Below are 23,722 nucleotides of genomic sequence, written 5' to 3' on the forward strand. Positions count from 1 at the left end.
TCGCCATGACCGCGTCACGTCCACACGGCGAGCAATGCGCCCCATTCCCCGGGCACAGGGGCGACAATGGGCCACATGCCGATACCCAGTACCGTGCCCAGCCGTACCGAACTGATCGACCATCTCGTCCGTACGCGCATCGCGGGTGACGTCGCCACTCCCCGTGAGAACAACCTCTCCCACTACCGCAAGCTCGCGAACGGCGACCGCCACTACTGGCTGGGGCTGGAGCTGGGCGACCGCTGGGTGGACGAGCAGGACGTACTGGCCGTCATGGCGGAGCGGTGCGGAGTGATCGACGACCCGGAGCACCGCACCGGACAGGACACGATCGACCCGGAGCTGACCGTCGGCGCGCTGGACCGGATGGCGTCGGTGCTGCGGAAGGCGGCCGAGGCGGGGCAGCGGGTGCTGTTCGCCACGGGCCACCCGGGCGGGCTGCTGGAGGTGCACAGCGCGACAGCGTCGGCGCTGCACGCGGCGGGGTGCGAGATCGTCGAGATCCCGGGCGGGCTGCACGCGGACGAGGGGTACGTCTTCCAGTTCTGTGACGTGGCCATGCTGGAGCGCGGCGCCACGCTGTGGCACACCCACTCCCCCGCCCCCATGGCGGCCATCCTGGACGGGCTGGCCCGGGAGGGGCGGCCGCTGCCGGACCTGGTGGTCGCCGACCACGGCTGGGCGGGGTGCGCGGGGCAGCGCGGCCTCGACGCGGTGGGGTACGCGGACTGCAACGACCCGGCCCTGTTCGTCGGCGAGGCGGAGGGGACGCTTCAGGCGGTGGTCCCGCTGGACGACCACGTCACCGATCCGAAGTTCTACGCGCCGATGACGGCCTATCTGCTGGACGCGGCGGGGCTGACGGCCCAGTTCTGACGCGCCCCGCGCGTCCCAGGGCGACCGCCCCGGGCGACCGCCCCGGGGGACGCGCGTCGGACCGGCCGTACGCCGGGGTTGACGCGCGTCACCGCACCCCTCCCGGGGGCTACTTCCTCCGGCGCGGGACCCGCATGACCCCTTCCTGGATCACCGAGACGGCCAGCCGGCCGTCGGCGGTGAAGATGCGGCCCTTGGCGAGGCCGCGGCCGCCGGACGAGGACGGGCTCTCCTGGTCGTACAGCAGCCAGTCGTCCACCCGGAACGGCCGGTGGAACCACATGGCGTGGTCGAGGCTGGCGCCGACGATGTCCCCGACCGCCCAACCGCCGCGGCCGTGGGCGAGGAGCACCGAGTCCAGCAGCGTCATGTCGGACACATAGGTGGCCAGGCAGACGTGCAGCAGCGGATCGTCGGCGGCGCCGTCCAGTTTGCCGTCGGTCCGGAACCAAACCTGCGACTTCGGCTTACGGGGCTGTCCGACGCTGCCGTACGGCGGCGCGTCCACGTACCGCAGGTCGACGGCGGCCCGCGCCTGCAGCATCCGGTCGACCACCCCCGGCCCGGCGAACAGGTGCTGATACTTGGGCAGCAGCTCCTCGGCGGTGGGCAGCGAGAGCGGATCGGGCACGTCCGGCATCGGCTCCTGGTGCTCCAGCCCCTCCTCGTACAGCTGGAAGGAGGCGGACAGATGGAAGATCGGCTGTCCGTGCTGGACGGCGACCACGCGGCGGGTCGTGAAGGAGAAGCCGTCGCGAATCCGGTCGACCGTGTAGACGATCGGCGCCCCGGGGTCACCGGGCCGCAGGAAGTAGGCGTGGAGCGAGTGCGGCGGACGGTCCTCCGGGACCGTGCGGCCCGCGGCGACCAGGGCCTGGGCGGCCACCTGGCCGCCGAAGACCCGCGGCACGAGAGGTGCGGCATCGCTGGTGCCGCGGAACATGTCCTCTTCGATCCGCTCCAGGTCGAGCAGGTCGAGCAGGCTCTGTAGTGCGTCATTCATGGTTCAGGCAGTCTTGCAGACCCGTGTTGCGGCACCGTTGCCGACGAGCGTGCTCATGACGGTCGTCACAGTCCCATCGACTTGGCGACGATGGACCGCATGACCTCGCTGGTCCCGCCGTAGATGCGGGTGACACGGGCGTCCGAGTACAGCCGGGCGATGGGGTACTCCATCATGTAGCCGTAGCCGCCGTGCAGTTGCAGGCACTTGTCGATGACGACGGCCGCGCGCTCGGTGGTGAACAGCTTCGCCGAGGCGGCGTCGGCGGCGGTCAGCTCACCGGCGTCGTGAGCGTCCAGGGCGCGGTCGACGACCGCCTGCATCGCGTCCACCTCGGCCTTGCAGTCGGCCAGCGTGAACTTGGTGTTCTGGAAGGACGCCACGCTCTTGCCGAAGACCTCGCGGTCCTGGACGTAGGCCTTGGCGAACTCGACCGCCGCGGCGGACTGCGCGTACGCGCTGACGGCGATGCCCAGGCGCTCCTGCGGCAGGTTGTGCGCGAGGTAGCCGAAGGCCTTGCCCTCCTCGCCCAGCAGGTCCTCCACCGGCACCTTGACGTCGGTGAACGACAGCTCGGCGGTGTCGGAGGTCTTCAGCCCCAGCTTCTCCAGCTTGCGGCCGACCGCGTACCCCTCGCTCCTGGTGTCCACCACCAGGATGGATATGCCCGCGCGGCGGTCCTCGGGGGTCGCCGGGGCGGTACGGGCGCAGACCAGGACGCGGTCGGCGAGCACGCCACCGGTGATGAAGGTCTTGGCGCCGTTGAGCACGTAGTGGGTGCCGTCCTCGGACAGCTTGGCGGTGGTCTTCATGCCCGCCAGGTCCGAACCGGTGCCCGGCTCGGTCATGGCGATGGCGGTCATCAGGTCGCCCGAGACGAAGGAGGGCAGCCAGCGCCGCTTCTGCTCCTCGTTGGCGTACTTGAGGATGTACGGGAGACAGAGCGCGGTGTGGACGCTGCTGCCGCCGAAGCTCACCCCGGCGCGGGCCAGCTCCTCGGTGATGACCGCGTTGAACTTGAAGCTGGTCTCGCCCGCGCCGCCGTACTCCTCGGGGACCTCGATGCCGAAGATGCCCAGCTCGCCGAGCTTCTTGTAGAAGTCGCGCGGGACCTGACCGGCCTCCCGCCACTCCTCGTACTCCGGCACGACCTCGGCGGCGATGAAGTCGCGGATGGTCTCCCGGAATGACTCGTGATCCTCGTTGAACACCGTGCGACGCATCTCTGCGACCTCCCTCTGGCTAAGCGCTTGCTCAGCCGAAGCTACCGGCCAGTCACCTCACCTGTCCAGAGCGTCCGAGGGGTGGGCGGAGCTGTCCGAGGTGTGGGCGCCGCCGTCCGGGGCGTGGGCGGCACCGAACGCGCCCAGGGCCAGCCGGTGCAGCAGGGCGGCGGTGGCCTCGCGGCCGGGGAGGGCGCCGGGGCGGCCCAGGTGGGGGGTGGAGTTGAGCAGCCCGAACACGGCGTGGACGCAGGCTCGGGCATCGGCCTCGACCAGCCCCGGATAGACCTGCCGCACGACCTCGACCCACAGCTCCACGTACTGCCGCTGGAGCGAGCGCACCAGCTTGCGGTCGGTGTCCCGGAGCCGGTCCAGCTCGCGGTCGTGGAGGATGATCAGCGGGCGGTCGTCCAGGGCGAAGTCGATATGGCCCTCGATGAGCGAGTCCAGCACCACCGCCGGGGCGTCCCCGGCCTGCGCCGCCTCCGCGGTGCGCCGCTTGCCGCCGGTCAGCAGCCGGCCGCTGATGCCGACCAGCAGCTCGGCCAGCATCGCCTCCTTCCCGGCGAAGTGACGGTAGAGGCCGGGGCCGCTGATGCCGACCGCCGCGCCTATCTCGTCGACGCCGACGCCATGGAAGCCGCGCTCGGCGAAGAGCCGGGCCGCTTCCTTGAGGATCTGTTCACGGCGGGTCGGTGCAGGGGCTTGCGTGCTCATGGAATCAATTCTAGACAGCGGGGTTAGTGGTCGTTAACCTTGTGGGTAAGTTAACGACCACTAACCGCGAGATAACCGCGAGAGGGGCCGTAGCAATGGAGCAGGCACCGGTGCTGCGAAGCGGCGCCGACCCGGGGTCCGACGCCTGGCAGGCCAACGAGGCCGCGCACCGCGAGCTGGCCGCGCGGCTGCGCGAGAAGCTCGCCGCGGCCCGCCTGGGCGGCGGCGAGAAGGCGCGGGCCCGGCACACCGCGCGCGGCAAGCTGCTGCCCCGCGACCGGGTGGACACCCTGCTGGACCCGGGCTCGCCGTTCCTGGAGCTTGCGCCGCTCGCCGCCGACGGGCTGTACGAGGGCCAGGCCCCGGCAGCGGGGGTGATCGCCGGGATCGGGCGGGTCGCGGGCCGTGAGGTGGTCGTCATCGCCAACGACGCCACGGTCAAGGGCGGCACGTACTACCCGATGACGGTGAAGAAGCATCTGCGCGCCCAGGAGGTCGCGCTGGAGAACCGGTTGCCGTGCGTCTATCTGGTCGACTCCGGCGGCGCCTTCCTCCCCCTTCAGGACGAGGTCTTCCCGGACCGCGACCACTTCGGGCGGATCTTCTACAACCAGGCGAGGATGTCCGGCGCCGGAATCCCGCAGGTCGCGGCGGTGCTCGGGTCCTGCACGGCGGGCGGGGCCTACGTTCCGGCGATGAGCGACGAGGCCGTCATCGTGCGCGGTCAGGGCACGATCTTCCTGGGCGGGCCGCCGCTGGTGAAGGCGGCCACCGGCGAGGTCGTCACCGCGGAGGAGCTGGGCGGCGGCGAGGTCCACTCCCGGGTCTCGGGCGTCACCGACCACCTCGCCGAGGACGACGCCCACGCCCTGCGCATCGTCCGTACGATCGTCTCCACCCTGCCGCCCTCCCCCGCCCAGCAGGGCGCGCCGCCCTGGCCGCTCACGCGCTCCGAGGAGCCCGCGGTCGACCCGGCGGGGATGTACGGGGCGGTCCCGGTCGACTCCCGGACGCCGTACGACGTGCGCGAGGTGATCGCGCGGATGGTGGACGGCTCGCGGTTCGCCGAGTTCAAGGGCGAGTTCGGGACGACGCTGGTCACCGGCTTCGCCCGGATCATGGGCCATCCGGTGGGCATTGTCGCCAACAACGGCATCCTGTTCTCCGAATCGGCCCAGAAGGGCGCCCACTTCATCGAGCTGTGCGATCAGCGCGGCATCCCGCTGGTCTTCCTGCAGAACATCTCGGGCTTCATGGTCGGCCGCAGCTATGAGGCGGGCGGCATCGCCAAGCACGGCGCCAAGATGGTCACCGCCGTCGCCTGCACCCGCGTCCCCAAGCTGACGGTCGTCATCGGCGGCTCCTACGGCGCGGGCAACTACTCGATGTGCGGCCGTGCCTATTCGCCGCGCTTCCTGTGGATGTGGCCCAACGCCAAGATCTCCGTGATGGGCGGCGAGCAGGCCGCCTCCGTCCTCGCGACCGTCAAGCGCGACCAGTTGGAGGGGCGCGGCGAGAAGTGGAGCACGGAGGACGAGGAGGCGTTCCGGGCGCCGGTCCGCGAGCAGTACGAGACCCAGGGCAGCGCGTACTACGCCACGGCCCGGCTCTGGGACGACGGGGTGATCGACCCGCTGGAGACCCGTACGGTGCTCGGCCTCGCCCTCACCGCCTGCGCGAGCGCCCCGCTGCCCGACCGCACGGCCAAGGAACCCGCGGCGCCCGGCTACGGCGTCTTCCGGATGTGAGGGGATGCACCCGATGAGTGCGGCGCATGCGATGTTCGACACGGTCCTGGTGGCCAACCGCGGGGAGATCGCGGTGCGCGTCATCCGCACCCTGCGGCGGCTCGGTGTCCGCTCGGTCGCCGTGTACAGCGATGCCGACGCGGACGCCCGGCATGTCCGGGAGGCGGACACGGCCGTGCGGATCGGCCCGGCGGCCGCCGCGGAGAGCTATCTGTCCATCGGGCGGCTGCTGGAGGCGGCGGCCCGCACCGGGGCCGGGGCCGTCCACCCCGGCTACGGCTTCCTCGCGGAAAACGCGGCGTTCGCCCGCGCCTGCGCCGACGCCGGGCTCGTCTTCATCGGCCCCCCGGCCGGGGCCATCGAGCTGATGGGCGACAAGATCCGCGCCAAGGAGACCGTGCGCGCGGCCGGGGTTCCCGTGGTACCGGGCTCCTCCGGCAGCGGATTGACGGACGCTCAGCTCATCGACGCCGCCCGGGAGATCGGCACCCCCGTACTGCTCAAGCCGTCCGCGGGCGGCGGCGGCAAGGGCATGCGGCTGGTCCGGGACGAGGCGCTGCTCGCCGACGAGATCGCCGCCGCCCGGCGCGAGGCGCGCGGCGCGTTCGGCGATGACACGCTGCTCGTCGAGCGCTGGATCGACCGGCCGCGCCATATCGAGATCCAGGTCCTGGCGGACGGCCATGGCCAGGTGATCCACCTCGGCGAGCGCGAATGCTCGCTGCAGCGCCGCCATCAGAAGATCATCGAGGAGGCGCCCAGCCCGCTGCTGGACGAGACCACCCGGGCACTGATGGGCGAGGCCGCGGTGCAGGCGGCGCGGTCGTGCGGCTATGTGGGCGCGGGCACGGTGGAGTTCATCGTGCCGGGCGCCGATCCGTCCGCGTACTGCTTCATGGAGATGAACACCCGCCTCCAGGTCGAGCACCCCGTCACCGAGCTGATCACCGGGCTCGACCTGGTCGAGTGGCAGCTGCGGGTCGCCGCGGGCGAACCGCTGCCGTGCGGGCAGGACGGCATCGCCTTCGACGGCCATGCGGTGGAGGCCCGTATCTGCGCCGAGACCGCTCGCGTGGCGGGCGACGGCCGGGTGGACTTCCTGCCGTCGGCCGGTCCGGTGCTCGCCCTGGACGAGCCGGTGGGCGAGGGAGTGCGCGTCGACTCCGGGCTGAGCACCGGCACGGAGGTCGGCACGGTGTACGACCCGATGCTCGCCAAGGTCATCGCCCACGGCCCGGACCGCCCCACCGCGCTGCGGCGGCTGCGCGGCGCGCTGGGTTCCCTGACGGTCCTCGGCGTGGACACCAACACCGGCTTTCTGCGGCGCCTGGCCGCCCACCCGGAGGTCGCCTCGGGCGATCTGGACACCGGCCTGGTCGAGCGCGCGGCGGCCTCGCTCCTCCCGGCCACGATCCCCGACGAGGTCTACGCGGCGGCGGCCCTGCTGCGCCAGGCGGCGCTGGAGCCGTCTGCCGAGGATGTCTGGCTCGACCCGTTCTCGGTCCCGACCGGCTGGCGGCTGGGCGCCGACCCCGCCTGGACGGTCCACCGGCTGCGGATTCCCGGCCATGACCCGGTGACGGTCCGCGTGCGCGGCCGGGCCCGTGAGGCCGAGCTGCGCATCGAGCACGCGGCCGCCGCCGACCGCGACAGCGGTCCCACCGACGCGCCACAGTCCGGCACGGGCTGGCGGGCGCGGCTCATCGCGTTGGACGACGGCTCGGTGCTGCTGGACCTCGACGGGGTCACCCACCGCTTCCGGCATGTCGCCGACGGCGCGAGCCACTGGCTGGGGCGGGGCGGGGATGTCTGGCGGGTGGCGGGGCATGACCCCATTGAGGAGGCGCTGCGCGGCGGGGCCGCCACGGCGCACGCCGGGGAGCTGACGGCTCCCATGCCCGGCACCGTCACCGTCGTGAAGGCCGCCGTCGGGGACGAGGTCACCGCGGGCCAGGGCCTGCTGGTGGTCGAGGCGATGAAGATGGAGCACCTGATCTCCGCCCCGCACGACGGGACCGTCACCGAGCTGGAGGTGACGCCCGGCAGCACGGTCGCCATGGACCAGCTGCTGGCGGTCGTCGCCCCGCACGAGACCGAGGAGCGTGAGTGATGACCCTCCCCATGACCGTCCCGGCCCCGGGGCTACCCACCCGGGTGCGTATCCACGAGGTGGGGCCGCGGGACGGGCTGCAGAACGAGAAGGCGCTCGTGCCGGTCGCCGTGAAGGCCGAGTTCATCCGGCGGCTGGCCGACGCGGGGCTGACCACCATCGAGGCCACCAGCTTCGTCCGCCCGGAGTGGGTGCCGCAGCTGGCCGACGCCGAGGAGCTGATGCCGCTGATCGACGATGTGCGCGCCCGGCTCCCGGTGCTGGTGCCCAATCAGCGCGGTCTGGAGCGGGCGCTCGCGCTCGGCGCGCGCGAGATCGCCGTCTTCGCCAGCGCGACCGAGTCGTTCGCCAAGGCCAACCTCAACCGGACGGTGGAGGACGCGCTCGCCATGTTCGAGCCGGTGGTCGCCGCGGCGCGCGAGGCGGGCGTGACCGTGCGCGGCTATCTGTCGATGTGCTTCGGCGACCCCTGGGAGGGCCCGGTCCCGATCTCACAGACGGTGTCGGTCAGCCGCCGCCTGATCGACATGGGCTGCGACGAGGTGAGCCTCGGCGACACCATCGGCGTGGCCACCCCCGGCCATGTGGGGGAGCTGCTGGCCACGCTGGGCGAGGCGGGCATCCCCGCCAACCGGCTGGCCGTCCACTTCCACGACACCTACGGCCAGGCCCTCGCCAACACCCTGACCGCGCTCCAGCACGGCGTGACCACCGTCGACGCCTCCGCGGGCGGCCTCGGCGGCTGCCCGTACGCCAAGAGCGCCACTGGCAATCTCGCCACCGAGGACCTGGTGTGGATGCTCGACGGCCTGGGCATCGAGACCGGGGTCGACATCGGCCGTCTCACCGCCACCAGCGTGTGGATGGCCCGGCACCTGGGCCGACCCAGCCCGTCCCGCACCGTCCGCGCCCTCTCCCAGAACTCCCAGACCTCCCAGAAGGAGATGTGAGTCATGGCGATCGACCATCGTCTCTCCCCCGAGCACGAGGAACTGCGCCGCACCGTCGAGGCGTTCGCGCACGATGTGGTCGCCCCGAAGATCGGGGAGTACTGGGAGCAGCATGAGTTCCCGTACGAGATCATCCGCGAGATGGGCCGGATGGGGCTGTTCGGTCTGCCGTTCCCGGAGGAGTACGGAGGGATGGGCGGCGACTACTTCGCGCTGTGCCTGGCCCTTGAGGAGCTGGCCCGGGTGGACTCCTCCGTGGCGATCACCCTGGAGGCAGGGGTCTCGCTCGGTGCGATGCCGATCTTCCTCTACGGGACGGAGGAGCAGAAGCGGCAGTGGCTGCCCGGGCTGTGCTCCGGCGAGACCCTGGGCGCCTTCGGCCTGACCGAGCCGGGCGGCGGCTCCGACGCGGGCGCCACCCGCACCACGGCCCGGCTGGACGAGGCCACCGGCGAATGGGTGATCAACGGCACCAAGTGCTTCATCACCAACGCGGGTACGGACATCACCGCCCTGATCACCGTCACCGCCGTCACCGACCGCACCGAGGACGGCCGCCCCAAGATCTCCTCCATCATCGTGCCGTCCGGCACCCCGGGCCTCAGCGTCGCCGCCCCCTACTCCAAGGTCGGCTGGAACGCCTCGGACACCCGCGAGCTGTCCTTCGCCGACTGCCGCGTCCCGGCCGCCAACCTCCTGGGCGATCTGGGCCGCGGCTACGCCCAGTTCCTCCGCATCCTCGACGAGGGCCGCATCGCCATCTCCGCCCTGGCCACCGGGCTCGCCCAGGGCTGTGTGGACGAGTCGGTGTCCTACGCCAGGACCCGCGAGGCCTTCGGCCGCCCGATCGGCGCCAACCAGGCCATCCAGTTCAAGATCGCCGACATGGAGATGCGCGCCCATATGGCCCGCGTCGCCTGGCGCGACGCGGCCTCCCGTCTGATGCGCGGCGAGCCGTTCAAGAAGGAGGCGTCGATCGCGAAGCTGTACTCCTCGGAGGTCGCGGTCACCAATGCCCGCGAGGCGACCCAGGTCCACGGCGGATACGGCTTCATGAACGAGTACCCGGTGGCCCGGATGTGGCGCGACTCCAAGATCCTGGAAATCGGGGAGGGGACGAGCGAGGTGCAGCGGATGCTGATCGCCCGGGAGCTGGGCTTCGCGAGCTGAGCATGGTGCCGACGACGCGGACAAGGTCTTCCGGTTCGATCCGGTCCGCGCGCCGACGGCGATTCCCCATCAGCGATAACTGATCACTCGGCGGGCCAGGGCACCTGCGGGGAGCGGTAGTAGTCGATGCCCAGTGCGTCCCAGCGGGGCGCCTGCGCGGCGAGCCGCACCCGGTAGTCGTCCCAGTTGTGGGTGGACCGCGGTGACCAGCCCAGTTCGGCGATGCCGGGGAGGCGGGGGAAGGCCATGTACTCGATGTGGTCGCTGGTGGAGAGGGTCTCCGACCACAACGGGGCCTCCACTCCGAGGACCGAGGACGGCGGGGCACCGGCGATGTAGCTGCCCGGGTCCCAGTCGTAGGACTGCTTCGCCTCGACGTATCCGGCCCAGCTGAGCCCCAGCGGGGTGCTCGCGTCGTACTTCATGTCCAGGTAGGCGCGGTTGGCGGGCGAGAGGATGAGGCGGGTGCCGTTCTTGGCGGCGTCGGCAACCTCCTTCTCGCTGCCGCTGGTCCCCCAGTACTGGGCAACGGCCCCCTTCGCGGGGTGGGCCCCGGTCAGCTGGTGCCAGCCGACCACGGTCTTGCCGTACTTGGCGACGATCGGCTGGACCCGGTCCATGAAGGCCACGTAGTCGGCGTGGCTGGTGGAGTGTGCCTCGTCGCCGCCGATGTGGAGGTAGCGGCCGGGGGTGAGGGCGGCGAGTTCGCGGATGACGTCGTCCACGAAGTCGTACGTCACCTCCTTGGACGCGCACAGCGAGCTGAAGCCGACTTCGGTGCCGGTGTAGAGCGGCGGGGCGACGCCGTCGCAGTTGAGGTCGGCGTAGGAGGCGAGGGCCGCGTTGGTGTGGCCGGGCATGTCGATCTCGGGGACGACGGTGAGGTGGCGGTCCGCCGCGTACCGCACGATCTCCCGGTAGTCGGCCTTGGTGTAGTAGCCGCCGGGCCCGCCGCCGACCTGGGTGGAGCCACCGTAGGTCGTCAGCCGGGGCCAGGAGTCGATCGCGATCCGCCAGCCCTGGTCGTCGGAGAGGTGGAGATGCAGCTTGTTGATCTTGTAGAGGGCGAGCTGGTCGACGTACGCCTTGACCTGGTCGACGGTGAAGAAGTGCCGGGAGACGTCGAGCATCGCGCCCCGCCAGGCGTAGCGCGGCGTATCGGTGATGGTGCCGCCGGAGATCCGCCACGGGCCGGGCTGGCGGGTGGCGCGTTCGACGGACGCGGGCAGCAGCTGCCGCAGCGTCTGGATGCCGTGGAAGAGCCCGGCGGAGGTGCGGGCGCTGATGGTGACGGCACGTCGCGTCACCTCCAGCCGGTAGCCCTCCGCGCCGAGCCCCTTCGCGTCGGGCCCCTTGGCGTCGGGCTTCTTCTCGTCGGGCCCTTTGGCGTCGGGCCCCTTGGCATCGACCGCGTCGGCCGCGTCGGTCCCCTGCGCGCCGCGCTGTCGTGCGTCGTGCACGATCCGCAGCCGGATGCCGTCCACGCCCCCGCGTGCGGTGACCGGCAGCCGGTAGCCGGTGGCGGGGCGCAGCACGCCCGCCAGATAGTCGCCCGCCGTCCGCGCGGCGCGGGACTGGTCCACCCGGATCGGGGTGGTCCGGCGAAGCGTGTACGGGCTCTTGCCGGGCCGCACGGAGGCGGGCGCGGGCACCACCTGGTCCAGCGGGACCGGCGCGGCGGCGGAGCCGGAGCCGGAAGCGGCAGCCGCCGGGGAGGAGGACGAGGCGGTGGTGGCGGTCCCCGCCCCGGCCGCCACGGTCAGCAGGAGGGAGCACAGCAGTCGAGCACGGCGTCGTCTCATAGGGGTTCCCTTCAACGAAGCGTCCGCATCGTGGGTACTGCGACATCTTGCGTACCGCGACGCCCAGTTGGGGTCAAGGTGTAGACCAATGTGCCGCCGGGTGGGTGTCAGAATCCACCCCATGGCGGAAATCACCCAGCGCGATGGCGCCTGGACCTTTGATGGTGAGTCGGTACGGATCGTCCCGGGGCGGGACAAGAGCGTGCACCCGGTGCGGCAGGCGCTCGGCGAACTGGCCGTGCCCCTGGAGGCGCTGGCGGGCGTCGCGTACGAGCCGGGGCGCAAGTCCGGTCGGCTGCGGCTGCGGTTGCGCGTGGGCGCGGACCCGTTGGCGCAGGCCACGGGCGGCAAGCTGCCGGACGCGGCCGATCCGTATCAGCTGTCGGTCGACCCGGACCGCACCGGCGTCGCCGAGTATCTGGTCGACGAGATCCGGCAGGCCCTGCTGCTCGACCAGGTGCCGTCCGGACCGTGCGACCGCTATCTGCTGCCCGGTCCGCCGGTGCCGCTGTCGGCGACGGCGGGTGACGCCACCGTGTCCTTCGACGGTGAGCGCATCCGGCTGGAATGGAACTGGAAGACGGAGGAGTCGAAGAAGTCGGGCGGCCCCCGCACGATTCCGCTGGCGGATCTGGCGTCGGTGGAGTGGTTCCCCTCCGTCGGGCTGGAGAACGGCTTCCTCCGCTTCACCGTGGACAAGGCGACGGCAACGGCCGCACCCAAGTACGACCCGCACGCCGTCGTCCTGTACGGCTTCAAGAAGGACCCGCTGATGGCGCTGGTCGCGGCCGCCGTCATGGCCCGGATGCCGCATCCGTTCGCCCCGGCGGAGCCCGCCGCCGCGCCCCCGGCCGAACCCCCGGCCCTGGGCGCGGCCCCCGCCCAGCTCACGAAGAAGGAGGGCACCGACGGCGACGCCGACGGTGACGCGGATCACGACGCCCTGCTGCGACGTCTGCGCGAACTCGGCGATCTTCACCGGAGCGGGGTCCTCACCGAGGAGGAGTTCACCACCGCTAAACAGGCCGTACTCCGTCGATTTTCTCGCCATTGAACCTAGAGCCTGCCCGATATCGGGCAGGAATCTTGCGAAACACCCCGGCGAACCGCAGTATCAACGGATGCTCGATCGCCGTCTGTCCCACGATGACCTCATCGACCACCTGGTCCGCAGTACGCCGCTCAGCCGCGGCGAGGCGGCCCGGGTGGTGCTGGACGTACTGGCGTACTTCGACGAGACGACCGAGGAGTTCGTCCGGCGACGCCACCGCGAGCTGCAGTCCGGCGGACTGACCAACGCGGACATCTTCGAGCGGATCACGGCCGAGCTGCCGTACCGCGCGGTGGCACCGCCCGAACTCTCGCTGCGCCAGCTGCGCCGCATCGTCTACGGCTGACACGCCGCGAGCGCGGGGCGGGCGTCTCGCTCGCACCGGCCGCGCGGCGAGCATTCATGATCGATTCAATCGGGAGGGCCTGAACACCATGTGCGGAATCGTCGGATACATCGGGAAGCGCGATGTGGCGCCGCTGCTGCTGGAAGGGCTGCAGCGACTGGAGTACCGCGGCTACGACTCCGCGGGCATCGCGATCCAGGCCAAGCCGGCCAAGGGCGCCCAGAACGGCCAGACCGCCGCCGGGCTGAAGACCGCCAAGGCCAAGGGCCGGGTCCGCGAGCTGGAGGCCAGGCTGCCCAAGCGCTTCGCGGGCACCTCGGGCATCGCGCACACCCGCTGGGCCACCCACGGCGCGCCCAATGACGTCAACGCCCACCCGCATCTGGACGCGGACGGCCAGGTCGCGATCGTCCACAACGGCATCATCGACAACGCCTCCGACCTGCGCGCCAAGCTCGCCGCCGACGGGGTGGAGCTGATCTCCGACACCGACTCCGAGGTTCTCGCCCACCTCATCGGCCGCTCGCAGGCGGCCACCCTTGAGGAGAAGGTGCGCCACGCGCTCGCCCTGGTCGAGGGCACGTACGGCATCGCCGTGCTGCACGCGGACTTCCCGGACCGCATCGTCGTCGCCCGCAACGGCTCCCCCGTCGTGCTGGGCATCGGCGAGAAGGAGATGTTCGTCGCCTCGGACGTCGCCGCGCTGGTCAGCCACACCCGCCAGGTGATCACCCTGGACGACGGCGAGATGGCCACCATCAAGGCCGACGACTACCGCACCTACACCACCGAGGGCAGCCGCACCGCTCCCTCGCCGACGACGGTGGAGTGGGAGGCCGAGTCGTACGACATGGGCGGCCACGACACGTACATGCACAAGGAGATCCACGAGCAGGTCGACGCCGTGGACCGGGTGCTGCGCGGCCGGATCGACGACCGCTTCTCCACCGTCCGGCTGGGCGGGCTGAACCTGGACGCGCGCGAGGCGCGCGGCGTCCGCCGGGTCAAGATCCTCGGCTGCGGTTCGGCGTACCACACGGGCCTGATCGGCGCGCAGCTGATCGAGGAGCTGGCCCGCATCCCCGCGGACGCCGAGCCCGCGAGCGAGTTCCGCTACCGCAACCCGGTCGTGGACCCCGACACCCTCTACATCGCGGTCAGCCAGTCCGGCGAGACGTACGACACGCTGGCCGCCGTCCAGGAGCTGAAGCGCAAGGGCGCGCGGGTGCTGGGCGTCGTCAACGTCGTGGGCAGCGCGATCGCGCGCGAGACGGACGGCGGCGTGTACGTCCACGCCGGGCCGGAGGTGTGCGTCGTCTCCACCAAGTGCTTCACCAACACCGCCGTCGCCTTCGCGCTGCTCGCCCTCCACCTCGGCCGCATCCGCGATCTCTCGGTCGCCGACGGCAAGCGGATCATCGCGGGGCTGCGCAAGCTGCCCGAGCAGATCTCCGAGGTGCTGGGCGGCGAGGAAGAGATCAAGAAGCTCGCCGCGGAATACGCGAATGCAAAGAGCATGATGTTCGTCGGGCGGGTGCGCGGCTACCCGGTGGCGCGTGAGGCGTCCCTGAAGCTGAAGGAGGTCTCCTACGTCCATGCCGAGGCGTACCCGGCCTCGGAGCTGAAGCACGGACCGCTCGCGCTCATCGAGCCCGAGGTGCCCACCGTCGCGGTTCTCCCGGACGACGAGCTGCTGGAGAAGAACCGCGCGACGCTGGAGGAGATCAAGGCCCGCAGCGGCCGTATCCTCGCCGTCGCGCACCAGGAGCAGGAGAAGGCGGATCACACGATCGTGGTACCCCGCAACGAGGTCGAGCTGGACCCGATCCTGATGGGCATCCCGCTGCAACTGCTGGCGTACCACACGGCGCTGGCGCTCGGCCGGGACATCGACAAGCCGCGGAACCTGGCGAAGTCGGTGACCGTGGAGTGACCTCCGGTATGGCCTCCGGTGTGACCTTCAGCCCGACCTCCGGTGTGATCAGCCGCTGATCGGCTGATCCCGGGCCGGAGCGCCCCGGGCCGGAACACCCCCGGCGGAACGCCCCCGGATTCGGCGGTCCCCCGCGTGTGCCACCACGCACGCGGGGGCCGCCCCTGGGCCGGCGTCGCCCTTACGCCGGCGCTGGCCACCGCGCGAGAACCGTCACTTCCCGCCCGGCGCCACGCCGAACGGTTTATGCCCCGCACACGTGCCCAATCCACCTCTACGCACGGGTAGTTTCCGTGGGTGTCAAGACGGTCCTGGCGCCATCTCGGCTGCGGGGAGGGGGAGTTGAGGCTGTCCAGTTCTCAACCTCCGCCCGGGCAGGTGCCCGTCAGGAGGTTTCAGCGCGGGACGGCTGGAGAAAAGCTCGGGGCCCGAAGAGCGACCGGGCCACCGAGCCAACGGCTGCTCAGGGAATGACGACGACGGGCCGCTGCGCGCGCCGGGCGAGCCGCCCCGCGACCGAGCCGAAGATCCGCCCCACCAGTCCATGCGTGGAGCCGACCACGATCGCGTCGGCCTCGTACTCCCGGCCGACCTCCTCCAGCTCATGACAGATGTCGCCGCCGCGCTCGACGAGAATCCACGGCACCTCGGTGAGATGTTCGGCGCAGGCCAGCTCAAGGCCCAGCACCTCGGTGCGGTGATCGGGGACGTCGACGAAGACGGGGGGCTCGCAGCCCGCCCAGACGGTCGTCGGCAGCCGGTTTGCCACATGGACGATGATCAGACCTGAGCCGGAGCGCCCGGCCATGCCAATGGCATACGCGAGGGCGCGCTCGCTCGACATGGAGCCGTCGAATCCGACCACGACGCCGTGCCGGAAGGCTGGATCGCAGGAATGACGTGTTTCTTCCGCCGCTTGGGGGTGCGCCAGGTGATCGGCGACCCGCTTGCGGTCCGCGGGTTCGGGGATTTCGTGACCGGCCATCGGTGTCTCGGCGAAGGGTGTCCTCGTGCGGAGGAATACGGCGGGGACTCAGGTTGAAGTTGGCGGGGGACTAGAGCTCCGCTAGAGCTCCAGACGAGTATCGGACGGAGGGAAATCCGTCCGGGATTCATCTTTCCAAGCCCTTACCCCCAAGGGTACGGCGCCATTCCTCACCTGCCCAGGGGTTGCCCCGGCAGCGGAGCGGCCGAAGCGTTCCCCGGAGCATGCCGGAGGGCGGCCCGTAACGCAATGCCCCAAGTGGTCCCGACTCAGGTCCCACCGACCCCTCGCGTACGCCGTGCGGTCGCCCGGCAGTGACCTGTCGGCAGGCCGGGCGTTGTAGTAGCCGCGGAGCGATCGCCTCCGTACGGAACAGGTCCGGACTCCCCGCACCGGCCGCCGCCACGACCTCCCCACGGGCCCGCGCGGACGCCGGGGCCGAGCCGCGCCGGAGCCCCGTTCCACCGCTCTTCCACTGTCCGCCGACCGCTCTTCCCCTCATCTGTCCACCATCTGTCCACCGCCGTCTTGCCGCTGTCCGCCACCGTCTACCGCTGTCCACCGCGATCCGCCGCGGTCCACCGACATCCGCCGCTGTCCGCCGCGCGAGAGGAGCCGCCACCGTGCCAGACACCCGTGAGTACGACGCCCCCGGCGTCCCGGACCGTGGCCCCGGCCACGACCCGGTGAACGAGGTCATCCGCTGGTCCGCCTTCGGCTGCGCCGTGGTCCCCGCCGTCCTCCTGCTCTGTGGATCACCCCTGAGCGGCGCGGCGGGCGCCGCCGTGGGCCTCGCCGCCGTAACCGCCGCCAGCCGCTGCCTTCTGCGGTACTACGAGCGCGCGGCCGCCCGCCTGGACGCGGGCGCGGCGAGTCCGCACCGCGGGCGGCACGGGCGTACCGGGATCGGAACGCACCGGGGCGGCAGGCGGAACTGACGCCCGGCCCCTGGGTCGGCGCCGGGCCGATGCCGGACCGTGGCCGGACCCGATCACGGACCGATCCCGGACCGGGGCGTACCGGGACGGAGTGGGACAGCCCGGCAGGGCCCGGGGTGCCTCCGGAAGTGCGCCAGGTCGTACTCCGTAGACACGACCGCGGTTCGGCATGAGCCGGTCGTACGCCGGTCGAAGTACCCGTCCGCACGTCTGCGCCCGCTGGTTTTCGGCCAACTTCGCGTCCCAGTTCTTCCCTTGGCAAACGCCATGCTCAACCCCCTTCCGGCCAGCGTGGAAAGGGGTACGAGCCACCCGTACCCCCTACGGGAAGTGGGCGTCAGCAGGAGGCCCACTTCACAGCGAGGGCTACGAGTGCAACGCTTCGTGATCGAATGCTTCGCGCCAAGTTGTCATGTCGACATAGTGGCGGGTGGTGAACTGGTCACGGCGACCACACGCGACACAGTAGATTCGATCTTGGCCATGACCGGCGGGGGAACCGTTCAGGACCGAGGGGAAACGTGCAGGACCGAGAGGACGCGACCACCGAGGGGGGCTTAGAGCCATGAGCCAGGACTCCACGACCGTACCGGAGACCTCGCGCAAGCTCTCCGGACGCCGCCGACGAGAAATCGTCGCGGTGCTGCTGTTCAGTGGCGGACCGATCTTCGAAAGCTCCATCCCGCTCTCCGTCTTCGGTATCGACCGGCAGGACGCCGGAGTCCCTCGGTACCGATTGCTGGTGTGCGCGGGCGAAGATGTGCCACTGCGAACGACCGGCGGACTGGAACTGACCGCGCCATACGGCCTGGAGGCACTCTCCCGGGCCGGCACCGTCGTCGTACCGGCCTGGCGGTCGATCACCCAGCCGCCACCGGCCGCCGCGCTCGACGCGCTGCGCCGCGCGCACGAGGAGGGCGCGCGCATCGTGGGCCTGTGCACCGGGGCCTTCGTACTGGCCGCCGCGGGGCTGCTCGACGGCCGCCCGGCGACCACGCACTGGATGTACGCGCCGACGCTCGCCAAGCGCTACCCATCCGTCCACGTCGATCCGCGCGAGCTGTTCGTGGACGACGGCGACGTACTGACCTCGGCGGGCACCGCCGCCGGGATCGACCTGTGCCTGCACATCGTGCGCACCGACCACGGCGCGGACGCCGCGGGGGCCCTGGCCCGCCGGCTCGTCGTGCCGCCGCGCCGCAGTGGAGGCCAGGAGCGCTACCTGGACAGGTCGTTACCAGAGGAGATCGGGGCGGACCCGCTCGCCGAGGTCGTGGCGTGGGCGCTCGAGCATCTGCACGAGCAGTTCGACGTCGAGGCCCTGGCGGCCCGCGCCTATATGAGCCGCCGCACCTTCGACCGCCGATTCCGGTCGCTTACTGGGAGCGCTCCACTCCAGTGGTTGATCACCCAGCGGGTGCTCCAGGCCCAGCGGCTTCTGGAGACCTCCGACTACTCGGTCGACGAGGTCGCCGGGCGCTGCGGCTTCCGGTCCCCGGTCGCGCTGCGCGGGCACTTCCGGCGGCAGCTGGGGTCCTCCCCGGCCGCCTACCGGGCCGCCTACCGGGCCCGCAGGCCCCAGGGCGGCGCCCCGGACCGCGGTCCGGACCGGCTGGACCGGCTGGAGCGGGCCGAACGGCTCGGCGGCGGCGACCGCGGCGAGGCACTGGAGCAGCGGCCCGGTGAGCACGCCATGCCGCTGCGCCGGCCGGGCGCGCCCGTCACCCATGCGGGACATCACCACCACTCTCCGCACTCGTCGCATCCACCGGGCGGGACGGAGCCGGGCAAGCCGGAATCCGATGCGTACGCCCCGCGCCTGCCCGAGCAGGCCACGGGCCGCGCCCCGGGTCGTCCGACCCTGCCCGGCCAGCGGGAACGCCCCGTAGGGTGAGACGTATGAACGATCGCATGGTGTGGATCGACTGCGAGATGACCGGGCTCTCGCTGTCGGACGACGCGCTCATCGAGGTGGCCGCGCTGGTCACGGACTCCGAGCTGAACATTTTGGGCGACGGAGTGGACATCGTTGTCCGGCCACCCGCCGAGGCGCTGACCACCATGCCCGAGGTGGTGCGGTCGATGCACACGGCCTCCGGGCTGCTCGCGGAGCTGGACGACGGGACCACCCTGGCCGATGCCGAGGCCCAGGTCCTGGCGTACATCCGCGAGCAGGTCCCGGACGCCGGCAAGGCCCCGCTGTGCGGAAACTCGGTCTCCACCGACCGCGGCTTCCTCCTGCGGGACATGCCGACGCTCGAGGCGTACCTCCACTACCGGATCGTCGACGTCTCGTCGGTCAAGGAGCTGGCCCGCCGCTGGTATCCGCGGGCCTACTTCAACAGCCCGAAGAAGAACGGCAACCACCGCGCACTCGCCGACATCCACGAGTCGATCGCCGAACTGCGCTACTACCGCGAGGCCGTCTTCGTCCCCCAGCCCGGCCCGGACTCGGACACGGCGAAGACCATCGCGGCCCGCCACGTCCTGCCCGCCCGGCAGTCGTAGCGACTCGCTCCCGGCACAGAACAAAGCCGGGAGCGAGCACCCCCGCCGACCCTGTATAGTTTTTCTCGGCCGGTGCGGAACGCAGCGGTCATGGTGGGTATAGCTCAGATGGTAGAGCACCTGGTTGTGGTCCAGGATGTCGCGGGTTCAAGTCCCGTTACTCACCCTCGCTGAAGAGGCCGCTGACCTGCGAAAGCAGGTCAGCGGCCTCTTTCGTTCTCTCCCGTAGCCACACCGGTGGCCACCCGGGATCTTGAGAAGGGCTCTACCTTCCACCCATGGCGAGCATCCGGAAGCCTCCTGTCACGTCAGCGGGTCGTGACGGCTCCCCCGATGCCCATCAGCGCCCCCGTCATCAGCACCGGGGCGACTATCGCCGCGCCGAACATCACTGAGGCCGAGGAGGCCGTCCAGGTTCGAAGGCGAGCCCGAGGTGACGGAGGAGTCAGAGCCCGTCAAGGAACCGGAGAAGACCCCGAAGCCGCTGACCCAGCGGGAGCAGATCGACCTGATCGTCCGGGGCTTGTACGACTCCCTGGGCCAGCGTCGCCCCGCCACGAAGCACATGACTGACGCCTTGGAGAAGGCCGAACTGCCGTCGTCTGACGGCACGGCCCGGGAGGCCAGGAAGAGGGCGGAGGCCACCGAGCCCCACCTGAAGACGCCGCCCTCCGCTCTCGCCGCCTGAGCGAGCCCTCACACCTGCTTCGGTGCGCTGTGCTCGCCGACGGCTGGAGCACGCGTGCCTCCATGCCCGAAGGTCGCCAGGACCCATACCCCTACCCCTCCCGAACCCACGATCCACGTCACCCTCGTCCAGGAGCAGCCCCAGGAACCACGCTGGGACTGGAGCTGGCTCCAACTCGGCCGGAACACCAAGTGCTTCCTCGCCTCGATCGTCACCGCTCCCGGTCTTCTCCGAACTCGTCCGCATCATGACCGGGAGCCCCGCATGAACGGCGTCACCACGGCGACCGTCAGCCTGGGCGGCGTCACCATCGGACTTGGCATCGTCGCCTGGCACCTCACGAAGTGGTGGCGGACCGGAGGCGGCAAGGGAGCCCCGGGAACGGGAGGCGGCAGAGACCCAAAGCTCCTGATCCCCTTCGCTACCTCGATGGCGCTCGGCATGATCGCCATCACCGCCGCCGGAGGTCTGATCGGAACAGCGGCGGGCTTCGTCCTCAACAGCGGCAGCATGCTCGGCAACTGGTCGCTGACGGCCGTCACGGGCACCGAGACGCCCGAGGTGACGCGGTCCGGACTGAAGGCCCTGAGCCCCAGGGGATGCGCCCTCCTGGTGATCTACTTCGTGATCCTTGCCGCCATGTGGAAGAGCGGCGCCAAGCTCCTCAAGGGGAAGATCGCCTCGGGCGTCATCGCGGGGATCATGCTCGGCCTGAGCGCCGGGTTCTCCGGGATGGCCTCGGTCACCCTCGTGTCCGTCACGAACACGGTCGGCGGCAAGATCACGGGCGTGGTCCTGTGACCAGGTTCCGCAACGCCGTGGAGCGCCTCGCCAAGGGCAGCTCGGCCCTGTGCCTGGGGATGGGCCGGGGAGTCGTGGCGTGGCTCAAGGCGGGCGAGAAGCTCTCGGACTTCGTGATCCGCCTGTTCTTCCTCGCGCTCCCCGTGTGGGTGGCCTGGAGCCTCCTGATGGCCACCACGGCCGTCATGTGGGGCTTCCTCGTCGTCTGGTGCATCGCGGCGCGGGCCGTCCAGCCGCCCAAGGAGGCCAAGCAGGACGAGCCGGCTCTCCACCCCGAGGACCTCGCCGAGCTGCCCTGGGAGCTGGCGGGAGACCGCAAGGGCGTGCGCCTCTCCACCGTCGCCGAACAGCTCACCCGGGAGACCCCGGAGAGGTCCTGGTCCGTCCCCGGCGTGAAGGCGCTCCTGAAGGCCGCGGGCATCTCCTCACGCCATTCCGTCCGTGTGCCGGGCGTGGGGGTCGCCGTGGGGGTCCACCGCCAGGACATCCCCGGCAGCCCCTCCCCCCGGCCCCGTGGGAGCCCCTCTCGAAGGTGTAGAGCGCCAGGTCAACCCGGCTACAGCTACACCCGCTACGCCCTACACCCGCGACTTCGGGGGAGGGGTCAGCGCCACCTTCACCCCGGACCCGCAGCAGCCCAACAGGACGCACGTCAAGGTCGTCCAGCCGGAGGAGGACTGATGGAGTACTGCGCGGACTGCGGCTGGTGGACCAAGCCCCGTTGCGGCCACTGACCTATCGAATCGACCTGATCAGCCCCGCCGCTACTCGGCCTCCCGGCAGGATGACCGCTGTGGAAGCAGAGACGTTGGCGGGGCTGTTCGGTTTCGGGGGCGCCGTGGTGGGCGCGGGAGGAGCGCTCCTGGGCGGGTGGCTCCAGCAGCGACATCAGGCGAAGGTGACGCGGGAGCAGCAGGAGGCAGCCCGAGCCGACCTCCTGGAGGAGCGCGGAAGAGCCGCAGGGGAGAAGGCCCTGTCCGAGCTGTACGCCCTCCGCAGGTACTTGCAGGACTGTAAGACGAGACCTGTGCCGGAGGAACGGCAACCCTGGCGGGTCAAGACGAGAGCCTTCATCGACGAAGCCGAACTGGCGGTCATGCTGATGCCCAACGCCAGAGAGGTTCAGGCCCGGATCGGGGAGGCCGCCGACCTGATCATCGATACCCTGACGATCGGGCGGGAAGAAGCACGGCAGATGACGGACCAAGAGCACATCACGCACGTCCATAGATGTCTTGGCGGAACACGCGACGCCATCGCGGCATTGTCCGCCTTCATGCGAGGGGACCCGCTTCCCAAACCCGGCCGCCACCTACGGATGTACATAGAGGAAACCGCTCGGATCGTTGCACGCGTCAGAGCAGGCGAGTCCCCGGAGGTCTAGCAGCAGTGCAGGCAGAGACGTTGGCGGGGCTGTTCGGTCTCGGGGGCGCCTTGGTCGGGGCCTCTGTAACCATCTGGGCCACCAAGGTTGGACAACGCGAGCAGGCCAAGCAGAACCGGGAGACCCTGGAGTTCCAGGCCGAGCAGACGCGAAAAGCCCAGCTCAGCGAACTGGACGCTGCGGCCACCGATGCTGCGCTCCAGGAACTGATCGAACTGGACGAGTACTTGCGTTCCTCTGACGTGGAACCGACGGCTCGTCGGGACGAAACTCTGGACTGGGAGGAGGTGGCCAGCAGCCACCTTCGAAAGGTTCAGTTGGCCATATCCCGCATCCCGAACCGCTCCGTCTACAACCGGGTCATGATCTCGCTTGAACTATCCCGCTCCTACCGGTCGGCCTCACCTGCCCCACGACACTTTCACTACGTGCGATTGGTCCGCTCCATGGTCGCTGACATGACCGAGGTCCTTCTCTCACATCGACGTGGAGAAGAAGAGTCTCCGCCAGTGCCTGATCACGTCGCTGACGCACAGCGGCGAGCAGAAGAGGCCGCGGAGCAATGGCGGCGTCAGGTCGCCCATCTTCTCCGCGAGGAGTCGTGATCTACCCGTGGAAGCAGAGGTATCAGCGGGGTGGATCGGCCTAATCGGGGCCTCGGTCGGTGCGGCGGGCGCCCTCTTGGGCGGATGGCTCCAGCAGCGCCACCAGGCCAAGATCTCCAAGGAAGAGCGGAGGGAGGGGCGGCGACTCGCTACCGGTCAATCAGCGCTGGACATGCTCATACGCCTCCGCCAGGCCACGGCGAACCGGACCGATACCCCGGAAGGCGAGGACGCCTGGACGGATGCGTTCGTCGATTGGACCGTGACTTTCGACGCCGCCCTCTACGTCGTGCCCGACGGTGATGAGATGCGCGAGCAGGTCTTCGAGATCGTGAGACTCATCGGCTACTACGAATCGCTCGGCCAGACGCACCGAGAATCCAACCTGTGGATAGACGCCTTGTGCAGGGAGGCCCTCGCGGTGCTCTCTGCCTTCCTTCGGGAAGATCCTCTCCCGACTCCCTCGCGGTTCTTTCTTAATCAACTGGACATGGTGGAGGCTCACCTCGGGGGCGAGCGGCGTCCGTCATGACGCCCGTCAGAGCAGGTGCTTGCACTTTGTACTAGTGCACCGCATAATCGCGATCAGCGGGACAAATACGTCCTCATGCAGGCCCCGACTCCACTGGAGGTTCCGGGGCCTTTCGCGTGCTCGGGAGGGCTTCAGTGGAGGACGAGATCTGGCTGACGGCCCGCGAGGCCGCCGAGCTGACGGACGTCAGCACGGTGACGGTCTATTCGTGGGTGCGCCGTGGTCACCTGAAAGTCGAGGGCCTAGATCACCGAGGCAAGAAGCTCTTCCGCCATCTCGCCGTCGCCCAGGCCGAGAAGGCCACCCGGGCCAAGGCCAAGCGCGGACTGGCGACGGCTGCCTGACCCCGGCG

At 70.5% G+C, this 23,722-nt stretch carries 23 protein-coding genes and 1 tRNA gene; 19 read left to right on the top strand and 5 right to left on the bottom strand.

Annotated features, from left to right (window positions below; translation table 11 throughout):
- Positions 1-75 precede the first annotated feature (75 nt).
- Positions 76-876, top strand: coding sequence for a phosphatase (locus tag ABZ370_RS35665; protein ID WP_358629806.1), 801 nt, complete (start codon positions 76-78; stop codon positions 874-876).
- Between the two features lie 109 nt (positions 877-985).
- Here ABZ370_RS35665 and ABZ370_RS35670 read toward each other — a convergent pair whose 3' ends face one another.
- The 3 genes from ABZ370_RS35670 to ABZ370_RS35680 form a co-directional block, all read right to left on the bottom strand.
- On the bottom strand, positions 986-1,879 hold the full coding sequence (locus ABZ370_RS35670; protein ID WP_358629809.1) for an acyl-CoA thioesterase II: 894 nt from the start codon (positions 1,877-1,879) through the stop codon (positions 986-988).
- Between the two features lie 65 nt (positions 1,880-1,944).
- On the bottom strand, positions 1,945-3,102 hold the full coding sequence (locus tag ABZ370_RS35675; protein ID WP_358629812.1) for an acyl-CoA dehydrogenase family protein: 1,158 nt from the start codon (positions 3,100-3,102) through the stop codon (positions 1,945-1,947).
- Between the two features lie 57 nt (positions 3,103-3,159).
- Positions 3,160-3,819, bottom strand: coding sequence for a TetR/AcrR family transcriptional regulator (locus ABZ370_RS35680; protein ID WP_358629815.1), 660 nt, complete (start codon positions 3,817-3,819; stop codon positions 3,160-3,162).
- A 95-nt stretch (positions 3,820-3,914) separates the two neighbouring features.
- Here ABZ370_RS35680 and ABZ370_RS35685 point away from each other — a divergent pair, with 95 nt between their 5' ends.
- Genes ABZ370_RS35685 through ABZ370_RS35700 form a run of 4 tightly spaced genes read left to right on the top strand, consistent with a single transcriptional unit; the run spans position 3,915 to position 9,797 of the window.
- Positions 3,915-5,567, top strand: coding sequence for a carboxyl transferase domain-containing protein (locus tag ABZ370_RS35685; RefSeq protein WP_358629818.1), 1,653 nt, complete (start codon positions 3,915-3,917; stop codon positions 5,565-5,567).
- A 31-nt stretch (positions 5,568-5,598) separates the two neighbouring features.
- Positions 5,599-7,677, top strand: a complete 2,079-nt coding sequence (locus ABZ370_RS35690; RefSeq protein WP_358630037.1) for a biotin carboxylase N-terminal domain-containing protein — start codon at positions 5,599-5,601, stop codon at positions 7,675-7,677.
- Positions 7,677-8,627: a hydroxymethylglutaryl-CoA lyase gene (locus ABZ370_RS35695; protein ID WP_358629821.1), complete on the top strand. Its 951-nt coding sequence runs from the start codon at positions 7,677-7,679 to the stop codon at positions 8,625-8,627. Before ABZ370_RS35690 ends, ABZ370_RS35695 begins: the two co-directional genes overlap by 1 nt.
- Before the next feature lie 3 nt (positions 8,628-8,630).
- Positions 8,631-9,797 carry an acyl-CoA dehydrogenase family protein gene (locus ABZ370_RS35700; RefSeq protein WP_358629824.1) on the top strand — a complete coding sequence of 389 codons (1,167 nt, stop codon included), beginning with the start codon at positions 8,631-8,633 and terminating at the stop codon, positions 9,795-9,797.
- 83 nt (positions 9,798-9,880) lie between these two features.
- Here ABZ370_RS35700 and ABZ370_RS35705 read toward each other — a convergent pair whose 3' ends face one another.
- A complete protein-coding gene (locus tag ABZ370_RS35705; RefSeq protein ID WP_358629827.1) occupies positions 9,881-11,599 on the bottom strand; it encodes a beta-N-acetylhexosaminidase in 1,719 nt (572 codons plus the stop codon).
- Positions 11,600-11,720: 121 nt separating this feature from the next.
- Between ABZ370_RS35705 and ABZ370_RS35710 the strand changes: the two genes are divergently transcribed.
- The 3 genes from ABZ370_RS35710 to glmS all read left to right on the top strand — a co-directional run bounded on the left by ABZ370_RS35710 (position 11,721) and on the right by glmS (position 14,929).
- On the top strand, positions 11,721-12,653 hold the full coding sequence (locus ABZ370_RS35710) for a DUF4429 domain-containing protein (RefSeq protein WP_358629830.1): 933 nt from the start codon (positions 11,721-11,723) through the stop codon (positions 12,651-12,653).
- 67 nt (positions 12,654-12,720) lie between these two features.
- Entirely contained in the window at positions 12,721-12,996 is a 276-nt protein-coding gene (locus ABZ370_RS35715) for a hypothetical protein (protein ID WP_009717720.1), read from the top strand.
- An 88-nt stretch (positions 12,997-13,084) separates the two neighbouring features.
- Positions 13,085-14,929, top strand: coding sequence for a glutamine--fructose-6-phosphate transaminase (isomerizing) (glmS, locus tag ABZ370_RS35720; RefSeq protein WP_358629833.1), 1,845 nt, complete (start codon positions 13,085-13,087; stop codon positions 14,927-14,929).
- Positions 14,930-15,392: 463 nt separating this feature from the next.
- Here the strand turns inward: glmS and ABZ370_RS35725 are convergent, their stop codons facing one another.
- Complete coding sequence (locus tag ABZ370_RS35725) at positions 15,393-15,914, bottom strand: universal stress protein (protein ID WP_358629836.1); 522 nt, start codon at positions 15,912-15,914, stop codon at positions 15,393-15,395.
- 686 nt (positions 15,915-16,600) lie between these two features.
- Between ABZ370_RS35725 and ABZ370_RS35730 the strand changes: the two genes are divergently transcribed.
- From ABZ370_RS35730 to ABZ370_RS35780, 11 genes are all read left to right on the top strand, one after another.
- Complete coding sequence (locus tag ABZ370_RS35730; protein WP_358630040.1) at positions 16,601-16,852, top strand: hypothetical protein; 252 nt, start codon at positions 16,601-16,603, stop codon at positions 16,850-16,852.
- Positions 16,853-17,417: 565 nt separating this feature from the next.
- Positions 17,418-18,746, top strand: coding sequence for a helix-turn-helix domain-containing protein (locus ABZ370_RS35735; RefSeq protein WP_358629839.1), 1,329 nt, complete (start codon positions 17,418-17,420; stop codon positions 18,744-18,746).
- Positions 18,747-18,751: 5 nt separating this feature from the next.
- Positions 18,752-19,360: an oligoribonuclease gene (orn, locus tag ABZ370_RS35740; RefSeq protein ID WP_358629842.1), complete on the top strand. Its 609-nt coding sequence runs from the start codon at positions 18,752-18,754 to the stop codon at positions 19,358-19,360.
- Positions 19,361-19,453: 93 nt separating this feature from the next.
- Positions 19,454-19,526, top strand: a tRNA-His gene (locus tag ABZ370_RS35745).
- 267 nt (positions 19,527-19,793) lie between these two features.
- On the top strand, positions 19,794-20,048 hold the full coding sequence (locus ABZ370_RS35750) for a hypothetical protein (protein WP_358629845.1): 255 nt from the start codon (positions 19,794-19,796) through the stop codon (positions 20,046-20,048).
- 264 nt (positions 20,049-20,312) lie between these two features.
- On the top strand, positions 20,313-20,849 hold the full coding sequence (locus ABZ370_RS35755; protein WP_358629848.1) for a hypothetical protein: 537 nt from the start codon (positions 20,313-20,315) through the stop codon (positions 20,847-20,849).
- Positions 20,846-21,583, top strand: a complete 738-nt coding sequence (locus ABZ370_RS35760; protein ID WP_358629851.1) for a hypothetical protein — start codon at positions 20,846-20,848, stop codon at positions 21,581-21,583. The genes ABZ370_RS35755 and ABZ370_RS35760 overlap by 4 nt, the downstream gene beginning before the upstream one ends.
- 59 nt (positions 21,584-21,642) lie before the next feature.
- Positions 21,643-22,233, top strand: a complete 591-nt coding sequence (locus ABZ370_RS35765) for a hypothetical protein (protein ID WP_358629853.1) — start codon at positions 21,643-21,645, stop codon at positions 22,231-22,233.
- Positions 22,234-22,238: 5 nt separating this feature from the next.
- Positions 22,239-22,838 (top strand): hypothetical protein, encoded by a 600-nt coding sequence (locus ABZ370_RS35770; protein WP_358629856.1) that lies wholly within the window; start codon positions 22,239-22,241, stop codon positions 22,836-22,838.
- 7 nt (positions 22,839-22,845) lie between these two features.
- Positions 22,846-23,370 carry a hypothetical protein gene (locus ABZ370_RS35775; RefSeq protein ID WP_358629858.1) on the top strand — a complete coding sequence of 175 codons (525 nt, stop codon included), beginning with the start codon at positions 22,846-22,848 and terminating at the stop codon, positions 23,368-23,370.
- 134 nt (positions 23,371-23,504) lie between these two features.
- Positions 23,505-23,714, top strand: a complete 210-nt coding sequence (locus ABZ370_RS35780; protein ID WP_358629861.1) for a helix-turn-helix domain-containing protein — start codon at positions 23,505-23,507, stop codon at positions 23,712-23,714.
- Positions 23,715-23,722: the final 8 nt, after the last annotated feature.

Origin of the sequence: Streptomyces sp. NPDC005962 (assembly GCF_040629205.1) — a bacterium.
Classification (GTDB): Bacteria; Actinomycetota; Actinomycetes; order Streptomycetales; family Streptomycetaceae; genus Streptomyces.